General features: G+C 51.0%; 15 protein-coding genes. 11 read left to right on the top strand and 4 right to left on the bottom strand.

The genetic code is table 11. The annotated features are described in order from the left end of the window. Nucleotides 1-162: 162 nt before the first annotated feature. The 9 genes from recA to metK all read left to right on the top strand — a co-directional run bounded on the left by recA (nucleotide 163) and on the right by metK (nucleotide 12,497). Nucleotides 163-1,179, top strand: a complete 1,017-nt coding sequence (gene recA, locus OXH16_21770; GenBank protein MCY3684040.1) for a recombinase RecA — start codon at nucleotides 163-165, stop codon at nucleotides 1,177-1,179. Between the two features lie 144 nt (nucleotides 1,180-1,323). Continuing rightward, the gene (locus tag OXH16_21765; GenBank protein MCY3684039.1) at nucleotides 1,324-4,269 is read left to right on the top strand and encodes a hypothetical protein; all 2,946 of its coding nucleotides are present in this window, start codon (nucleotides 1,324-1,326) and stop codon (nucleotides 4,267-4,269) included. Nucleotides 4,270-4,374: 105 nt separating this feature from the next. Then, nucleotides 4,375-4,896 (top strand): regulatory protein RecX, encoded by a 522-nt coding sequence (locus tag OXH16_21760; protein ID MCY3684038.1) that lies wholly within the window; start codon nucleotides 4,375-4,377, stop codon nucleotides 4,894-4,896. Between the two features lie 7 nt (nucleotides 4,897-4,903). Further along, entirely contained in the window at nucleotides 4,904-7,519 is a 2,616-nt protein-coding gene (alaS, locus tag OXH16_21755; GenBank protein MCY3684037.1) for an alanine--tRNA ligase, read from the top strand. A gap of 8 nt (nucleotides 7,520-7,527) precedes the next feature. After that, nucleotides 7,528-8,277, top strand: a complete 750-nt coding sequence (locus tag OXH16_21750; protein ID MCY3684036.1) for a geranylgeranylglyceryl/heptaprenylglyceryl phosphate synthase — start codon at nucleotides 7,528-7,530, stop codon at nucleotides 8,275-8,277. 72 nt (nucleotides 8,278-8,349) lie between these two features. After that, nucleotides 8,350-9,240 (top strand): carbohydrate kinase family protein, encoded by an 891-nt coding sequence (locus OXH16_21745; protein ID MCY3684035.1) that lies wholly within the window; start codon nucleotides 8,350-8,352, stop codon nucleotides 9,238-9,240. Nucleotides 9,241-9,275: 35 nt separating this feature from the next. Further along, nucleotides 9,276-9,536 (top strand): HPr family phosphocarrier protein, encoded by a 261-nt coding sequence (locus OXH16_21740; protein ID MCY3684034.1) that lies wholly within the window; start codon nucleotides 9,276-9,278, stop codon nucleotides 9,534-9,536. 3 nt (nucleotides 9,537-9,539) lie between these two features. Next, nucleotides 9,540-11,321 (top strand): phosphoenolpyruvate--protein phosphotransferase, encoded by a 1,782-nt coding sequence (ptsP, locus tag OXH16_21735; GenBank protein ID MCY3684033.1) that lies wholly within the window; start codon nucleotides 9,540-9,542, stop codon nucleotides 11,319-11,321. Nucleotides 11,322-11,342: 21 nt separating this feature from the next. After that, on the top strand, nucleotides 11,343-12,497 hold the full coding sequence (gene metK / locus OXH16_21730; protein ID MCY3684032.1) for a methionine adenosyltransferase: 1,155 nt from the start codon (nucleotides 11,343-11,345) through the stop codon (nucleotides 12,495-12,497). 76 nt (nucleotides 12,498-12,573) lie between these two features. Here the strand turns inward: metK and OXH16_21725 are convergent, their stop codons facing one another. Genes OXH16_21725 through OXH16_21710 form a run of 4 tightly spaced genes read right to left on the bottom strand, consistent with a single transcriptional unit; the run spans nucleotide 12,574 to nucleotide 17,281 of the window. After that, nucleotides 12,574-13,935 (bottom strand): sigma-54 dependent transcriptional regulator, encoded by a 1,362-nt coding sequence (locus OXH16_21725; protein MCY3684031.1) that lies wholly within the window; start codon nucleotides 13,933-13,935, stop codon nucleotides 12,574-12,576. Next, on the bottom strand, nucleotides 13,932-15,374 hold the full coding sequence (locus tag OXH16_21720; protein ID MCY3684030.1) for an ATP-binding protein: 1,443 nt from the start codon (nucleotides 15,372-15,374) through the stop codon (nucleotides 13,932-13,934). Before OXH16_21720 ends, OXH16_21725 begins: the two co-directional genes overlap by 4 nt. 22 nt (nucleotides 15,375-15,396) lie before the next feature. Beyond that, nucleotides 15,397-16,005 (bottom strand): DUF4390 domain-containing protein, encoded by a 609-nt coding sequence (locus OXH16_21715; GenBank protein ID MCY3684029.1) that lies wholly within the window; start codon nucleotides 16,003-16,005, stop codon nucleotides 15,397-15,399. Nucleotides 16,006-16,012: 7 nt separating this feature from the next. Continuing rightward, entirely contained in the window at nucleotides 16,013-17,281 is a 1,269-nt protein-coding gene (locus OXH16_21710; protein MCY3684028.1) for a BamA/TamA family outer membrane protein, read from the bottom strand. A gap of 216 nt (nucleotides 17,282-17,497) precedes the next feature. Between OXH16_21710 and OXH16_21705 the strand changes: the two genes are divergently transcribed. Together OXH16_21705 and OXH16_21700 are read left to right on the top strand one after the other, a co-directional pair. After that, nucleotides 17,498-18,346, top strand: a complete 849-nt coding sequence (locus OXH16_21705) for a phytanoyl-CoA dioxygenase family protein (GenBank protein ID MCY3684027.1) — start codon at nucleotides 17,498-17,500, stop codon at nucleotides 18,344-18,346. 14 nt (nucleotides 18,347-18,360) lie between these two features. Next, a partial coding sequence (locus OXH16_21700; protein MCY3684026.1) for a phytanoyl-CoA dioxygenase family protein occupies nucleotides 18,361-18,848 on the top strand: 488 nt, incomplete at its 3' end.

Raw genomic sequence — 18,848 nt, 5'->3', positions numbered from 1 at the left:
CCTTTTTATATCGCTAAATTGTTTCTTGACGTATATACAAATGTTCACTATACTTGTCACACATTGTGCGGTGCAGAATACGAGAGGGGCTGCGCCGTGATCCCAAACCTTTTGTAAGGAGAGATTCAGATGGCCAAACGCAATATTAAAGGTACGCAACAAATGGATGGCAAGCAGCAAGCAATAGACAACGCTATTGCCCAAATCGAAAAGCAATTTGGACAGGGGGCAATTATGCGCCTGGGAGGCGAAGATGGGCAGCCCCTTGTCACAGAAGTTATTCCAACGGGATCTATAAGCCTGGATGTCGCATTGGGAGCAGGTGGCGTTCCCCAGGGGAGGGTGGTTGAGATATACGGTCCAGAAGGATCGGGCAAGACGACTTTGATTTTACACATTATTGCCGAGGCGCAAAAGCGCGGTGGGGCAGCGGCATTTGTCGATGCAGAACACGCATTGAATGTGGAATTGGCCGAGCGTCTGGGCGTAGATATCGAAAATTTATTGATCGCCCAGCCCGATACGGGTGAAGAAGCACTCGAGATTACGGATACTCTCGTGCGCAGTGGTGCTTTTGAGGTCGTGGCTTTAGACTCTGTGGCTGCTCTGGTGCCGCGCGCCGAACTCGAAGGTGAGATGGGTGACTCTCACATGGGCCTGCACGCCCGTCTGATGTCTCAAGCCCTGCGCAAACTCGTCGGATCAATCAGCCAGTCTAAAACCTGTGTGATTTTTGCCAATCAGATTCGCATGAAGATCGGCGTGATGTTTGGCAGTCCCGAAACGACCACCGGTGGCCGTGCGCTTCCGTTTTACGCATCGGTGCGTATAGATATTCGGCGCATTGGTTCTATTAAAGACGGGCAGGAGATTGTTGGCAATCGCGTTCGGATTCGCGTGGTAAAAAACAAGATGGCACCGCCTTTTAAGGAATGTGAAGTCGATCTGATGTTTGGCGAGGGTATTTCCAGAGAGGGCAGTTTGATCGATATGGCCGAATTGCACGGGATTATCAAGAAGAGTGGTACCTGGTTCTCTTATGGGGATGACCGGCTTGGTCAGGGGCGCGAAAATGTCAAGCGCCATCTGGGAGAGAACGCGGATTTATCTGCAAAAATCGAACGCGAGGTGCGCGAGATCGTGGGGCTTCCCGTTTCGATTGAGGAAGAACCCGCTTAAGTATGTTGTTGACATCTCAATTTTCTCTAATTTAATTTATTAAATGATGTTACGTATGTTCAAAAGACTGGGAATCTTTGCTGGTGACAATTCTATTTTTTTATTTTTCCAGGCCTTTAGAGAAATTGGGAAAGGATGTTGCAAATGTTTTTGAACAAGGGAATAGCGTTCATTGCTGCTCTTGTGTTGCTGTTATGCATGGGGCAACCCTCTGCTGCTTCTAATGCTGCGGCTACTGTTGCACAGTCTGCAGATGCGGATCTCAACGGCGATGGGATGGTTGGTTTTGCAGATTTTTTGATCTTTGCAAGCCTGTTTGGGGCGAATCAAGGCGATGATAGGTATGACGCCCGGGCCGATCTGGATGGGGATGGTGCGATAGGTTTTGGCGATTTTTTGATCTTTGCCAATGCCTTTGGCTCATCTGACTCTGGCGGTGGTAGCCCTGATCTCATTGTTATAGCGCCTTCGGTGAGCGACACCCTGCTGATGCCTGAGCAGATGTTTACGCTGAATGTGACGGTGCGCAACCATGGAAATGCACAAGCCTCTGAGACGACGCTGACGTATTACCTCTCGGCCGACGCGACAATCTCGACAGGTGATACAGAGGTTGGCACAGATGCGGTGGGCGGTCTTGCCGCTTCTGGAACCAGTGATAAATCAATCGGTCTGAACGCGCCATCGAGTGCTGGCATGTACTATTACGGTGCATGTGTGGCGAGTGTCAGTGGAGAGAGCAATACGGATAATAACTGTTCAGGTGGGGTGAGCATTACGGTTAGCGATGGTGGGGATGGTGGTCAAGGCGGTGATGGTGGGACGACCTTCGATCTGGATAGGAACAATAATCCGCAAGATATCCTCTATGCCAACGACCGATTCTATGTACTTGATCTGGAGGGTGCAAGAATCTATGGGTATGGGAGTGATGGTCAGCGCGATGCGACTGCCGACTTCCGTCTGGATAGCGGTGTCCCGCAGAGTATCACCTTTGCCAATGACCGGTTCTATGTGGTTGATGACGGGGATGATAAGGTCTATGGGTACACGAGTTCTGGTCAGCGCGATGCGGGGGCAGACTTTGATCTGGGTATCAGTGATCCGAGGGGTATCACCTTTGCCAATGACCGATTCTATGTGGTTAATGACGGGGATGATAAGGTCTATGGGTATGGGAGTGATGGTCAGCGCGATGCGGATGCGGGTTTCGATTTGGGTATCAGTGATCCAAGAGGTATCACTTATGCCAATGACCGATTCTATGTGGTTAATGACGGGGATGATAAGGTTTATGTGTACACGAGTGCTGGTCAGCGTGTTGCGGATGCAGACTTCCGTTTGTTTACCGGTGATCCGAGGGGTATCACCTTTGCCAACAACCAATTCTATATCGTTGATTTCTGGAATGATAAGGTCTATGGGCACGGGAGTGACGGACGGCGCGCTTCTGCTGCAGACTTCGATTTGCATAGCAATAACACGCCGCAGGGTATTACCTATGTCAACGACCGATTCTATGTGCTCGATGGGGATGATGGAAAGGTCTATGGGTATGGGAGTGATGGTCAACGCGATGCGGATGCAGACTTCGACCTGGTCAACAGTGATCCGTTTAGTATTACCTATGCCAACGACCGATTCTATGTGCTTGATTCCTCGGATCTAAAGGTTTATGTGTACACGAGTGCTGGTCAGCGTGTTGCGGATGCAGACTTCGACCTGGCTGGCAACAACAATGATCCATCGAGTATCACCTATGTCAACGACCAGTTCTATGTGCTTGATCCCGCAGGTGAAAAGGTCTATGTGTACACGAGTGCTGGTCAGCGCGATGCGCTTGCAGATTTTAATCTGACTAACAGTTCTCCGTCGGGTCTCACCTATGCCGATAATCTATTCTATGTGCTTGATTCCGCAGATGAAAAGGTCTATGTGTACACGGGGTCTGGTCAGCGCGTTGGAGCTGCGGACTTCGATGTGGCCATCAGTTCTCCGGTGGGTCTCGTCTATGTCAACGACCAATTCTATGTGCTTGATATCGAAGGTGCAAAGGTTCATTGGTACCCGAGTGTCGATCCAAGTCCCGATCTAATTGTTGTCTCGCCGTCGGCGAGCAATATCAGTCCGAGTCCCGACGAGTCCCTCAGTTTGAGCATTGCGGTTCGCAACCAGGGCGCGGGTTCTTCGGCTGCGACATCCTTGCGCTACTACCTTTCAACCGATGATTCGATTACAACGAGTGATACAGCGGTTGGCACGGATGCCATAGGTAGTCTCAATGCGGGGGATACGAGTCCTCAGTCAATTGACTTGAATGCGCCATCGAGTGTGGGGATATACTACTACGGCGCATGTGTCCAAAGCGTTAGCGGAGAGAGCGATACCGATAACAACTGTTCGAATGAGGTGCGTGTCTCGACTGCAAACTTCGTTCTGGATAGCGAAAACACTGATCCGGAAGGTATTACCTATGCCAACAACCGATTCTATGTAATTGATTCCAGGGATGCAAAGGTCTATGCGTACACGAGTTCTGGTCAGCGCGATGCGGCTGCAGACTTCGGTTTGGATAGTAGTGGTCCGGAAGATATCATCTATGCCAACAACCGATTCTATGTGCTTGATCGGGGGAGTGTGTCTGATCGGGGAGATGAAAAGGTTTATGCGTACACGAGTTCTGGTCAGCGCGATGCGGCTGCAGACTTCAACCTGGATAGCAATAACGGTACTCCGTCGAGTATGACCTATACCAACGACCGATTCTATGTGGTTGATTTTTTGACTGCAAAGGTTTATGCGTACACGAGTTCTGGTCAGCGCGATGCGGCTGCAGACTTCAATCTGGATGAAAACAATATTAATCCGTTTGGTATCAGCTATGTCAACGATCGATTCTATGTGGTTGATAACGGGGATGACGGGGGTGATCAGGTCTATGTGTATATGAGTTCTGGTCAGCGTGATGAGGATGCAGATTTCAATCTGACTAATACTGATCCGTTTGGCGCTGTCTATGCCAATAACCTGTTCTATGTAGTTGATAACGGGGATGACCAGGTCTTTGCTTACACGAGCTCCGGACAATAACGCACGGAGAACATGAGAAAGAAATAGCATTTTAGGCTTTGACAACAGAGTGGGTTTGCCTATTTTAATACCTGCTCTGTTGTTCTTTTTTAGCGAGAAAATGTCGTGAAATTAGAGTCTGATACGCCTGCATTGTTTGAGACCGATGAAGCGGTTGAAAAAGCCAAGGCGTATGTCTTGCGCTTGCTGAGCAGACGTGCTTATACAAAAAAAGAGATTTGCGACAAACTCGCTGCACGGGGTTATGAGCAAGGCGCGATTGAACAGACCCTCTCGATGCTCGAGCGTCTCAATTTAGTTGATGATGTGTTGTTTGCGCGTCAATTTGTGGAGCAACGGCTGCGATTGCGGCCTGCTGGACGCATGGCACTTGTGCGCGATCTTGTGCATCGGGGTGTTCCTGCTGAGATAATTGATCGCGTTTTGGACGATGTTTTGGCAGATATTGATATTGAAGATGTTGCACTTGATTTGCTGATGAGCAGGGCAAATCGCTACAGAGGATTGTCTCGTGAGAAAGCTCTCGGGCGGATGTACGGTTTTTTGGGGCGCAGGGGATTTGAGGTTTCGGTTGCGCGAGATGTCGCTCAAAAAGTGTGGTCTAAAATAGAAAATGAAGAGGGTTGAATAGAAGATGAAGACTGCTGTACAAATTCGCGAAGAGTTCCAGGCATTTTTTGAATCCAAAGGCCATACGCGGGTTCAAAGTGCGCCCCTATTGCCGCAAGACGATCCTACACTGTTGTTTACCAATGCGGGTATGAACCAGTTTAAGGATGTGTTTTTGGGCACCGGGCGTCGGCCTTATTCACGGGCGGTTGATACGCAGAAGTGCTTGCGGGTTTCGGGCAAACACAATGACCTGGAAGAAGTGGGGTTCAGCCCCAACCATCACACGTTTTTTGAGATGTTGGGCAACTGGTCTTTTGGCGACTATTTCAAAGAAGAAGCCATAGCGTGGGCGTGGGAGTTGCTCACAGATGTGTGGCAGTTGCCAAAAGATCGCATGTGGGCAACGGTGTTTGGTGGCGACGAGGAGGATGGTTTGGAGGCTGATGTGGAGGCTGAAAAACTCTGGACGCGCGTGACGGATTTGCCCGCCAATCGCGTGTTGCGTCTGGGCAAGAAAGATAATTTCTGGGAGATGGGGAGCACTGGTCCTTGTGGTCCGTGTTCTGAGATACACTTTTATCTCGGCGATGACCCGACGCAACAGGATGCCGTGCCGGATTTGGACTCTGAGGATTATGTCGAAATCTGGAATCTGGTTTTTATTCAGTACAATCGCGGTGCCGATGGCATATTGCAGCTTTTGCCAGCTCAGCACGTGGATACGGGGATGGGGTTTGAGCGGATTTGTTCGATTTTACAGGGTGTGCAAACCACTTATGATACGGATGTGTTTTTGCCAATTATTGGGGCGATCAGTGAGATTACCCGAAAGCCCTATAACAAAGACCATCAGGTACCCATACGCGTGATTGCCGATCATGTGCGTACACTCTCATTTGCAATCGCAGATGGGGTGCTGCCGTCCAATGAAGGGCGAGGCTATGTTTTGCGGCGGATTTTGCGCCGTGCCGCGCGGTTTGGGCGCTCGCTGGGGATGCATGAGCCGTTTATTTTTCGACTGGTAGAGACAGTTGTCAGTGAAATGGGTGTTGCTTTTCCCGAGGTGGCAGAAAAACGCGGTCATATTACGCGGGTGATTCGGTCTGAGGAAGAGGGATTTGGCAAAACACTGGATCGCGGACTGGAGATTTTCGACGCGATGCAGGCAAAAGGACATATTTCAGGAGCAGATGCTTTCCAGTTATACGACACCTATGGCTTTCCCATTGATTTGACGCGGTTGATGGCAGCCGAAAAAGGCATTGAGGTGGATGAGGAGGGCTTTGAAGCGCAGATGGCAGAGCAGCAGGAGAGGTCTCGTTTGGCGGCTTCTTTTCATTTGGAAGTAAGAGACCCAACAGTCACAAAGCTTCCTTCAAAACATTCGGAATTTGTAGGATACGAAACGCTCACATCCGATTCGCGCATTGTCGGTCAATCCGAGCAGGATGGGATGTTAAATCTCTATCTGGATATAACGCCTTTTTATGCCGAGTCTGGTGGGCAGATTGGGGATAAGGGTGAAATTGTAGGAGAAGGTGTGCGTTTTGAAGTAGAAACTACATTTAAGGCGGGAGAAGCTATTGTTCATCGCGGTCGTCTGTGCAATGGGCCGGCCGAAGGGCTGGTGGGGATGGATGTGAAGGCGCATGTCGATGCTGAAACCCGTTTGAATACAGCGCGCAATCACACGGCTACGCATCTGATGCACCGCGCTTTGCGGCAGGTATTGGGCGATCATGTACACCAGGCCGGTTCACTGGTTGCTCCAGATAGGTTGCGCTTTGATTTTACGCATTTTGAAGGTGTAACGCCCGCACAATTAGACGATATTGTAGGCATTGTCAATGATGCGGTCAGGCGGGATTGGGCTGTCGATATTTCTTTTGATACGTTGGATCGCGCCGTGGAAATGGGTGCGATGATGTTGTTTAGCGAAAAATATGGCGATGAGGTGCGCATGGTGCAGGTGGGGGATTTTAGTCTGGAGTTGTGCGGTGGCACGCATGTGCAAAGCACCGGGCAAATCGGGCTGTTTCAGCTCACGCAAGAGACGGGTACCGCAGCTGGCGTGCGGCGCATTGAGGCGGTTACCGGGCCGGGAGCAGAAGCCCTCGTGCGCGAACAAAAGAAAATTTTGACCGATCTCTCGTCGCAACTGAGTGCATCGGCATCGGAATTGTCGGATAAGGTCGCGCACCTGATCGCGCACAATCGCGAACTCGAGCGCGAGTTGCAGAGCTTGCGGCGCGAGCAGGCCGGTTCAGAGATGGATATGCTGGTGAGCAGTGCTCTGAATGTAAACGGCGTGCGCGTTGTGGCCGCCGAGGTCTCGCCATCCGATATGGAGGGGTTTCGCACAATGGGCGATGGCTTGCGCGATGCCCTGGGTACAGAGGGCGTTGGCGTGATTGGCGCGAATTTAAATGGCAAGGCATCGCTTCTCGCTGTGGTGACGGACGATCTGATCGGTCGGGGTGTGCAGGCCGGCAATGTTGTCAAAGCCATCGCACAGATTGTGGGTGGCGGTGGCGGTGGTCGTCCCCATCTGGCGCAGGCCGGTGGCAAGTTTCCCGAAAAGATCGGAGAAGCTCTGGCGCAAGTGCCCCACATCATTCGGGCACAGGTGGGAGGGTGAGTGCCTCAATGTCGATATTTGAACAGTTGGTGGCTATTCGCAATCGTCGCGGGGCGGGGTTTTTGCCCTATCTGGATCCCGATAGGCTCGACAAAAAAGATCTGGGGCGCACGGCCTCTCTTTGCGAAGCGCAAGGAGCAGACGCCATTTTGATCGGCGGCAGTTTTTTGTTATCCACCAATTTTGATCGCATGGTGCGCGAGGTCGTAAGCGCTGTAGATATTCCGGTGATTATATTTCCCGGTGATACCAACCAGATCTCAGCGGCTGCTGATGCGATTATGTTTTTGTCGCTTATCAGTGGACGCAATCCCGAATTGCTTATTGGGCAACACGTTAAGGCCGCGCCAATTTTGAAAGCACACGGCTTAGAGGCGATTGCAACCGGCTACGCGCTCGTGGATACCGGGCAGTTGACCACAGCCGAATACGTGAGCAACACACGTCCCTTGCCGCGCGACAAACCCGAGATTGCAATGGCACACGCTCTTGCCGCTGAGTATTTGGGTATGCAATGCGTGTATTTGGATGCTGGCAGCGGGCCAGAGTTGATGGTACCTGAAAAAATAGTACAGGCAGTTTGTAGTTATGTGTCGATTCCCATAATTGTCGGCGGTGGCATTCGCGATCCCGAAGCTGCGGCAAAACGGGTCGCCCTGGGTGCATCTTTTGTGGTGGTTGGCAGTATTTTTGAAGAAACGGGCTGGGATGCCGCATTGATTGGCGCGTTTTCCTCTGCCATTCACTGTCTCGACTGAGTCCATTTTTTTTACAATTGGGGATGGTCGTTACCGTCTTTGCGGACGGTTTTTTTATGCGAGCGTATTGTTATGGCTATTTCATCTGGTGCAGTGTTGTGTTACGGTGTAATGGGTATCGATCAAATCGTGCAAGTGGCCTGGTTTCCTGAGCGCAATGGACACACGCGCGCGTTTCGCGACGAAGAATTTGTCGGTGGGGAAGCGACCAATACAGCGGTGACGTTGAGCGGGTTGGGGGTCAATGTGCGGTTGATGGGGTGTGCATTGGGCGATGACCGCAGGGGCGCGCTTTTTTGGCGCGCAATGCGTCAATTTGATGTGGATATCCGCAGGCTCGATATAGATCCAAGTGTTCGCACCGGGCACGCTGTTATCCTGTCTGACGTCAATGGTGGGCGAACGATTTGTGGACATTTCCCCGATGTGCGTAGCAGGCCACTAACTGAGGCGGATCTCGATGGTGTTGCCCTGTTGTCGGTCGATCCTTTTTTGGGTGAAAATGCAGTCCGAGCAGCTCAAATTGCGCGGGCTTGTGATGTGACGGTGTTTGCTATTGAACTGACGCCCGATCATCCGCTTGCAAAATTCTGTGATGTGGTGATAAATTCTGACGGCTTTATGCGCCGACACCGAATGGGCATGCCTTCGGATGTGGCGGTCGGGCTTTTGAAGGCGGGTATAGAAACTGTGGTGATTACCAGGGGAAAACAGGGATGTCAGGTTTTTCAGGAAAATGGCAATAGTTTTGAACAGCCCGCATATCAGGTCACTGCGCGCGATACAACAGGAGCGGGAGATGCCTTTCGAGCCGGTCTTATTTACGGGTATTTGCAGGGCTGGACGCTGACGCGCAGTGTGCAATTTGCCAGTGGAAGTGCGGCATTGACCTGTACCAGGGCCGGTGGTGCAGGCCATATTCACGGGGAAGAACAGGTCTTGCAACTGATTGCTGAAGATTGAATTTCAAATGTTTCTGATTATGGGTGATAGATACGATGCTGGAACGACGGGCTACGGTAAAAAACAAACTGGGTATTCACGCGAGACCCGCGGCTTTACTGGTACAGGCGGCGGCTAAATTTACTTCTGAAATTACACTGGAAAAAGATGGTCTGGCAATTAATGGCAAAAGCATTATGGGTGTGATGATGTTGGCTGCGGAAGTGGATTCTGTGATCACGGTGCGGGTTGAAGGTGAAGATGCCTGCACCGCACTGGATCATATCGTCGAAATGATCGAATCAAAATTTGACTGAGCTATGAAATATCTCAAAGGCATACAGGCGTCTCCGGGCATTGCAATTGCACCGGTATATTTATACGATCCAGAAGAGTTTCCCGTGGATCAACGCCGGATAGATCCTCGCGATATTCCCGCAGAAAAAACGAGACTGCAGGAGGCAATCAAAGCAGTATCCGAGGATTTGGCGGCAACGCGGGCGCATGTCGAGGACATACTGGGCAAAGAGCACGCGCAGATATTCGACGCGCATCTGCTCATGTTGCAAGACCCCATGCTTCTCGAGCTTACATATCCACATATAGAAAAATATAATGCTGAATACGCTTTCTGGACGACTTTCCAGAATCTGCGTCGTCAATTTGAAGCGTTTCAAGATGATTATTTGAGAGAACGCGGTGCTGATTTATTGGGCATTACAAAGCGGGTATTGGCCAAATTGGGGAATTGGGAAAAAGCCGGATTAGACCGATTGCCCGACAAATCAATTGTCGTTGCACGCGATTTGCTGCCCGATGATATGGCGCACTTGCAACCCGACCGAGTTTTGGGGCTTGTGACAGAGGTTGGTGGTTCCACGTCTCACGCAATTATTCTGGCGCGCGGGTTAGAGATTCCCGCTGTTGTCAGCGTTGCCAACGCGCTATCTAATGCGCGTATTGGCGATGTGGCAATAGTAGATGGTCACCGCGGGCATTTGATACTTAATCCGGATGATAAAACACTCGCGCAGTATCGGGATCTGGCTGAAAAACTGAGAAGGCGAAAAGCCGGGTTGGTCGATTCCCGAGATTTGCCCGCCCAGACTGAGGACGGTGTTCGGGTCGCGTTGCAGGCCAATGTAGAATTGCCCAGCGAGGTGCATTCTGCGATGGATTACGGTGCTGAGGGCGTCGGGTTGTACCGCACGGAATATCTCTATCTCTCCAGCGATATTTTGCCCGATGAGGCCTCGCAGGTTACTGCTTATTCGCAAATGGCCAAGCGCATTGCGCCACATCCCCTCGTGATTCGCACCCTGGATCTGGGGGGCGATAAAATGTCGCATGTGCTCAATACACAGACAGAGATGAATCCCTTTTTGGGGCTGCGTTCCATCCGGCTGACGTTGAGGCACCGCGATCTTTTCAAAGTACAGCTCCGGGCAATTTTAAAAGCGAGTGCCGTTGGCAATGTGAAGTTGATGTTGCCTCTGATTTCGGGGATTGACGAATTGCGCGAGGCCCTTGCCGTGCTCAATGATGTGCGCGAAGAACTGACGCGAGAAGGTGTGCCTTTTGATCCTCAGTGTCCCGTTGGAGTTATGATCGAAGTCCCTTCTGCGGCGCTGATAGCCGATCAATTGGCAAGGGAAGTCGATTTTTTCAGTATTGGCACCAACGACCTGATCCAGTACACGCTTGCTGTTGATCGCGGCAATGATCTCGTCTCGTATTTATTCGATCCGTTTCACCCCGCGGTGTTGCGATTGATCAAGATCGTGGTCGATGCTGCGCACGAACAAAATATACCGGTGACTGTTTGCGGCGAGATGGCGGGCGATCCGCGTTCTGGACTGTTGCTGATGGGCCTGGGGGTTGACAAGCTGTCGATGACGCCTTCGGCATTGCCCGAGGTCAAACGCGCAATTCGCAATACATCCTTTAAGCGGCTTCAGGCACTTGGCGAAGATGTGCTCAATATGCATGAGGTCACAGATATTCGGGCGCGTGTAAACGCCACTTTATCCGATGATAATGAGACGTTCGTTGGTGGGGAAAGTGGTGAGAATACACTACAAATGAGATTGTCATTGTTCTGATTTTTTATAGGAGTGGGCTTTATGGGCCGTTTGTTTACGTCGGAATCAGTTTCTGAAGGGCATCCAGATAAGGTGGCAGATCAAATTTCGGATGCGGTGCTCGATGCTATGTTGAAGAAAGATCCCAAATCGAGGGTGGCTTGTGAAACGCTGGTGACAACCGGGCTTGTGGTAGTCGCAGGGGAAGTGACCAGTAAGGCAGTTGTAGATTTTCAGTCGCTGGTGCGCGGTGTGATTAAAGAGATTGGCTATACGGATTCGAGCTATGGATTTGATTACAGAAGCTGTGCTGTGTTGGTGGCTTTAGACCAGCAATCGCCCGATATTTCACAAGGGGTAACAGCGGGAGAAGGGTTGCACGCCGAGCAAGGAGCGGGCGATCAGGGAATGATGTTTGGATATGCGTGTCGAGAAACACCAGAATTAATGCCTTTGCCCATTACCCTGTCTCACCAATTGGTGGCAGAACTCGCGCAAATTCGCAAAGACAAAGGGCTTTCGTATTTGCGCCCTGATAGCAAAGCACAGGTGACAGTGGAATACGATAGGGACGATCCGGTTCGCGTTCACACAGTGGTGGTTTCGACGCAGCACGATGAAGAGGTATCGCACGAGCAGATTGTAAGGGATGTGAAGGAGAAAGTTATTCGCGAGGTGGTGCCCACGCATCTTCTGGATGGGGATACGATTTATCACGTCAACCCAACCGGCAAATTTGTGGTAGGTGGGCCACACGGCGATTGTGGATTGACCGGAAGAAAAATTATTGTGGATACGTACGGTGGGATGGGACGTCACGGCGGCGGGGCGTTTTCCGGCAAGGATCCGAGCAAAGTAGATCGCAGTGGGCATTATGCCGCGCGCTGGGTCGCAAAAAATGTCGTGGCAGCGGGCCTCGCATCTCGATGTGAAGTGCAATTGGCCTACGCTATTGGGGTGGCAAAACCCGTTTCGGTCGCCGTAGATACGTTTGGCACGGGCAAAATTGAAGAATCAAAAATCGTCGCTTTGATTAAGGAACACTTTGATCTGACGCCTTCTGGCATTATTGCAGCACTCGAGTTGACCAGGCCCGTGTATCGTTCTACAGCTGCTTATGGGCATTTTGGACGCGGAGAATTTACATGGGAGCAGACGGGTAAAGCCCAGGTATTAAAAAAAGCTGCTGGGCTGTAATATTCTTTGCACGCCAATTCTTTTTTAGCGCGGAATTCACTTCCGCGCTTTTTTTATATGGCGTTTTGGAAAGGTTTCATCTTTCGAGATCGTATTGTTTTATTTTTTTGTGCAAGTTGGTGCGCTCAATGCCCAGGGCATTGGATGCGCGTGTGACATTTCCACCATGTCGCTCCAGTGCTTCGGCAATGTAGTGTCGCTCAACGGCCTCGCGTACCTGACGAAGCGTTTTTCCCGCACCGAGATCCGGGAAAGAATCGGGTTGTTTTGGAATGGACATACCATCTAAAGCGGGTAGATCTTCGGGGTAGATGGTGTCTCCTGGAACCATAATTGAAAGGCGTTCAACCAGGTTTTTCAGTTCGCGGATGTTGCCGGGCCAGTCGTATTGCAAGAGCAGGTCTCGCGCTTCTGCCGATAGTGCTTTGGGTAAAAATCCATTTTCTTCGGCATAGGCGTTGAGGAAGTGTTCGGCCAACGCGGGGATGTCTTCGCGGCGCTCCCGCAAGGGCGGCGCTGTCAATGGCACCACATTCAGGCGAAAGTAGAGATCTTCTCGAAATTTGCCCTGCTCGACTTCGGCGTGCAAGTTTTTGTTTGTCGCAGCGATGACGCGCACATCTACCCGAAAGGTTTTGGCACCGCCTACCCGTTCAAATTCACCCTGCTCGAGTGCGCGCAAAACCTTGGCCTGTACCGACAGGCTCATGTCGCCAATTTCATCGAGAAATAACGTCCCGCCATCGGCCTGAAGGAATTTGCCATCGCGCGTTTTGACCGCGCCGGTAAATGCGCCTCGATCACTTCCAAACAATTCGCTTTCAATGAGTTCTTCGGGGATGGCAGCACAGTTTACTTTGACAAAGGAATTTTTCGCTCTGTGACTCATTTTGTGCACAGCGCGGGCAATGAGTTCTTTACCTGTGCCGCTTTCACCGAGGATGAGGACACGCCCATTGGTGGGGGCAACCCGCGCGATCTGGTTGCGAATTTCTGTCAGGGCAAGACTTTGCCCCACCATTTCATAGCGACTCTCAATTTGTTGCTTGAGGTGGCGATTTTCCGCGGTGAGTTTTCGCGTTTGAAGGGCGCGAGAAATCGCCATGAGCACTTTGTCGCGATCGAGGGGTTTTTCCAGGAAATCATAAGCTCCTCGTTTGATGGCGAGAACGGCGTTTTGCACATTGCCGTGTCCCGAAATCATGATGACTGCCAGATTGGGACGCACTTCGAGAAGTTTGGGCAAAAGATCGAGGCCATTGATCTCTGGCATAACAATGTCGAGCAAGACCAGGTGAATGCGTTCTTTTTTTATTACGTCAAGACCCACTTGTGCCGAGGCACAGGGGAAGACCTGATAGCCTTCACCCGATAGGATCATGTCTAAGGTTCGGCGGATATTTCTTTCGTCGTCAATAATGAGAATATTTTGGTTCATCGCTGTTCCTCCGGTTGCGCTATGGCTCGGTCGGGAATGGGGAGTTGAAGGTCGAATTGCGCGCCTCCTGTAGGGGCATCTTTGACCGAGATGTGCCCCCCGTGATCTTCAATGATATTGTGTACTACGGCAAGGCCCAGGCCCATACCGCTTTCTTTCGTGGAGACATAAGGTCGGAAGATGCGTGCGCGGTCTTCTAAAGGAACACCAGGCCCGCTGTCAATTACGGACAGTATAGCCGTGTCGTCAGACGTGCGCGTGCGTATCTCGATCTGGCCGTTTTTGCCAGAGGCGTCAAGACTATTTTCTATCAGATTAATCAGCACCCGGCGCATCTGCTCAATGTCCAGTTCAAGCGCGGGCTGATTTTCCTCCAGGTCGAGGTGAATATGGGCATCCGGGTAGAGGCGAACGACATTGTTTACACACTCATTGAGGTCGCTGGGAGATAGCGAGAGAGACGGCATGCGGGCAAAGTTGGCAAATTCTTGAACCAGAGATCTGAGATTTTCGACTTCTTCTGTGACGATTTCTGTGCAGTTGGTTACAAATTGTTGATACGCGGGATCATTGCCAGAATATTTATCGCGCATTTGCTGCACGGCAAGTTGAATGGGCGTTAACGGATTTTTTATTTCGTGAGCCAGGCGCCGCGCAATTTCTCGCCAGGCTGCAATTTGCTCAGCTTCAAGTCTTTTGCGCCTGTTTTCTACAAGGTCTTGTGCCATCTGGTTAAAGGACTCGATAAGTAAGCCGATCTCGTCATCTCTGCCTTTGGGAATGCGGTATTGCAGGTTATCGCGTCCCATTTCTCGCGTGCCTTTAAGCAGTGCGTTAAGCGGGCGCGTGATCCCAAAGCCAATGCGAACGCCAATCACAGATGCCAGAAGGACAACGCCTGTTGCGGCGACGAGAAAGGCGAGTAGAAAAGCAGTGCGCAGATCGGCTTCTGCCATTTCAATATGTTTGTACGTATGTACGGCATTTTCAACATCGATGAGTGCCTCGAGTGAAAGCCGGGCAGTTAGTGCGCGTTGCGAATCGGGAAGGGCGAGTACCAGTTGCAGTTGATCGTTTTCTACTTTGGAGACCACAGGACCTTGTGAAAGGTCTGTGTCGATTTGCTCGATAGGCGAAATACGGAGGGGCAGGTCGTCGAGGCCGGCATCTGCAAATGCGGCGTGTAAGGCATTGAGGTCGCGGTGAGGCGGTGCAGACAAAAGTTGCCCAATGTCCTGAAGTTGCCGTTTTTTGGCGTCGTAGTTCTCTTTTGCCAAAGAAAGCGCACTGGTCAGCGCACTGCCCATCTCGAGATTGACGTTGGTCTGAAGGCTCAGCGCCAAAAAATGTCGTGCGAGTAGCGCGAGTAGGAGCGTCGTGCCCAATGCCAGACCAATCAGGGAGGCGATGATGCGCCAGCGCAAGGGAATAGATCTCATGGTTGTGTCTCCAGGCAGAGCGTTATTCAGTCAGAAGATGTGGGAGTGCGCTGGGGCGAAATCTGAACAGGTCAATCCATTCGGGAGATGTGGATCTGTCCAGAGAGAAAAAAAATTCGAGGAAACTGCCTTTTTCGATTATCTTGAGCCATTGTCGCGTGCGTTCTCGTTGCTCGGGTGAGATCGGGTTTACGTCTATCCGCACCTGTAAAGAGATAGGCTCGTCGGGAAAGGGAAGCCGAGCCAGTGCGACTCCCTGAAGTTCAGAACACGCATGTCGAATGTCTTCAAAATGAGATGTAATCTGCGTGTCTGGGTGTGCGGATTGCCGGATGAGGCGATATTGCCCTTCCCAGATGTCGTGTTCCAAACGCCTGAGCAGACTGCTTTGTCCCAGATTATTCCCGCGGCCTGTCCGCAGGCGAAATTGCACGGCGATAGATGTCGTCATGCCCGATTCAATGGCGTCAATCGTTCGCTTTGAAAAGAGAGAATCGATGGTTGCATCAAGGCGCAGGGTATCGGATTGCACATAAATATAAAGACTGTCTTGCGGTATGTGTTGTGCAATTACGGGTTGCACGCTTGCCAGCGCGCAAACTGTGAGTGTTTGGATGAAGAACCGGGTCATCTCTTCCTCACAGACCAATCTTGACGCCGGCAAAGCGGTGTGATTTTACGATGAGTGTTCCCGTGCTAATTCCAAAGCTGATATCTACGCGGTTAAAGAGGAGCATGCCCACGCCAAAGGCGAAGTCGGCATCTCGCCGATTTTTGCTATTTACAGAGCGATGTACACCACCGCTTTCGGCAAAGGCATATACCCGCCCCAGGGTTTTGAGATCGATGGCATAGAGGGCTTCAGTCGCAAAAAACAAGGTGCCGCCTTCTGGCCCAATAACGCGGCGTTCTATGCCTCTGAGTTGATTATTCCCATCGAGATAAAAGCGTTCGTAAAAGGGCGGACTTCCCCAGATGCCCCCTGTTTTGACGCCGAGCGAGAGGATGTGTCCTGCAGTAATTTGCTGGTGCCGATAGAGTTCCGTGCGAAGTTTGATATAATTTGCAACTGATCCCAGTAGTTTGGAAGATAGCGTGAGTCGGGCGTTAAAATCCGTGCCTTGTCTCCAGATCGCGCTTACGGGTTGTTTGAACAGATTAAAAGAAAGTGTGGAGAGGGTTTCCCGCCCTACGGCGGCTTTAATTTCATTGGCGAAGATCCCACCGCCTGTGGGGATAGAAGGATGTTGAAAATCGCCGATTTGTATGGCTTCAAAGGCGTATTTTAAGACGAAATGGTAGGCGCGCAGGGGAGAGGGTTGACCAAAACCCATAGCAAATCCGATGCGTTCGAGATCGTAGCGCCCCCTGATATCGGGGTTTCGATCGCGAAAGATGTCGCGGTCTGCAGAAGACCCCGTTACTTGAATGTGAAATGCCTGATTGGTTTTGAGAAAGAGCGGATCGCTGTAGTGGAACCCCCAGTATTTGAAGCGTTCTCCCAAACCGTATTCTACGCCGACTAATTTCCCCTCGCCACGCAGATTGGCATAATGCGCATTTGCGGACGCGCCAAAGCCATCGAGTTCGGAATATTCAAGGCTCAGGCCCAGATCGCCAAAGCGCTTTTCCTGTACATAGACCACGAGAATGGCTTTGCCTTTTTCTGCACCGGGCTTGACATTGACATATGCAGTTCGGAAAAGTAGCAATCGCTCGAGGATTACGCGGCAGCGGTCGATATCCCCCTCGTGCAGGTTATCCCCCACTTTTATGGGTAAGACCTGGCGAATGATTTCAACACGGGTTTTTTCATTGCCGCGCACTTCAATCTTTTCTATTTCGTGCCCAATTTGTCCCAGAGCAGGGGTGGCAAACAAGCAGAGCAAGATGAGATATTTGTACATGCTGGTAGCACTCTTGTGGTTTTTGAATTTTTAGATATAATTATGCAAAATCCGTGCCCGTGTCTTGTGGTCTTTCTTAGATAAAAATAAAATTTGAAAAAATAAGAAGTTGTGCGTATATCTAATGTCTGAAACCCGATATGCGTTGTGTGAAACAATACGACATGTGTATCTTTTTTGCAACAGGATTGCGGAATAACATTCTGGAGGGTGTAAATGATGTCGGTTTCTCGTATTCTCGAAAAACTCAAGCGCGATGGGTTTTACGTGGTTGAAAATGTGATTCCCGAAGATGAGGTGGATACCGTGCGGCAAGCCATAGTGGCAGCACAGGCGCGAAAACACGCGGAGTCAGAGGCGGCACTGGCCGCAACCCGGGCGCGGGGACATCGCGTTGGTGCAGAGGGGGTGGCGAGTTTGCGGCAGGTGATTAATGATACGCAGATTTTCGCCCCTTATCTGGCAAGTCGAAAGATGATGGATGTGGTGGATGCGTTGTTTGGACCTTATGCGCGCGTTTCTTGCACGGATTGTGTGATCAATTATCCGGGCAATGAAAGGGGGTACTGGCACGCGGATTGGCCGTATAATGCGACCAATGCGTCTCATGTTCCCGCGCCGTATCCCGATGCGTTATTGCATTTGTCGTCTATCTGGATGTTGACGGCGTTTAATGAGAAAAATGGCGGGACATTTCTCGTGCCGGGCAGTCATCGATGGCTCGATAACCCGGCGGCAGGTGGGATGGAGGATGTGGATCAGGATGCGCCGTATCCCTCCGAGATGCAGGTGAAGGGCGCAGCGGGCAGTGTGCTGATTTACGATAGCAGATTGTGGCATGCAGTGGCATCAAATCAGAGTGACCAACCGCGCGTGGCTTTGATTGTGCGCTATGCCCCGTGGTGGTTGAATTTGAATCCGTCGCATATTGGCAAACCCGAGCACGAGATGATGGTGGTGGAGACAGGTGGCAAGAATTACGAATCTACGCCATTGCAAAGGGAGGTTTACGACGGGTTGCCGGAAGATGTGAAGCCTTTGTACCGTCACTGGGTCGAACAATAGATGGAGGTGCGATAATGACCCCAGAGCAAAAGTATTTCTTCGATTTGACGGGATATTTGCACTTAGAGGGCGTAGTGACAGGAGATGCGTTGGCACAAGCGCAAGCAGCGGCTGATCGGTATATGCAAGCATCAGATGAGGATTTGCCGCCGGGTTTTCAGGTAGATCGCTTGCGAAATCATTTTATCTGGCACTTCTATGGTTTTGCCTTTGACCGCTCGCTGGAGGCTTTGACGCGACATCCCAAAGTGTGGCCGATTGTGAAGGCGCTGATGAATGATCGCCCGCGTTTGACGAGTGGCAATTTGATGGTGAATAATCACACGCACGAATTTCATCCCCTGCATTCGGCACGGGAGAGCCCCAGCAAAGGACCTGAAGCACCGTATTATCTGGCTCGAGACGGAAAATGTCTGTGCGATCATCTGGTGGTGTTTTTTTATTTGACGGATGTGTATGAAGACGATGGTGGGTTGATTGTTCTTCCCGGTTCCCACACGCG

This window comes from Gemmatimonadota bacterium, assembly GCA_026705765.1.
In the GTDB taxonomy this organism is placed as follows: Bacteria; Latescibacterota; UBA2968; order UBA2968; family UBA2968; genus VXRD01.
Note: the sequence above shows the minus strand (reverse complement) of the source record. Positions and strands in the feature narration are given on the sequence as shown.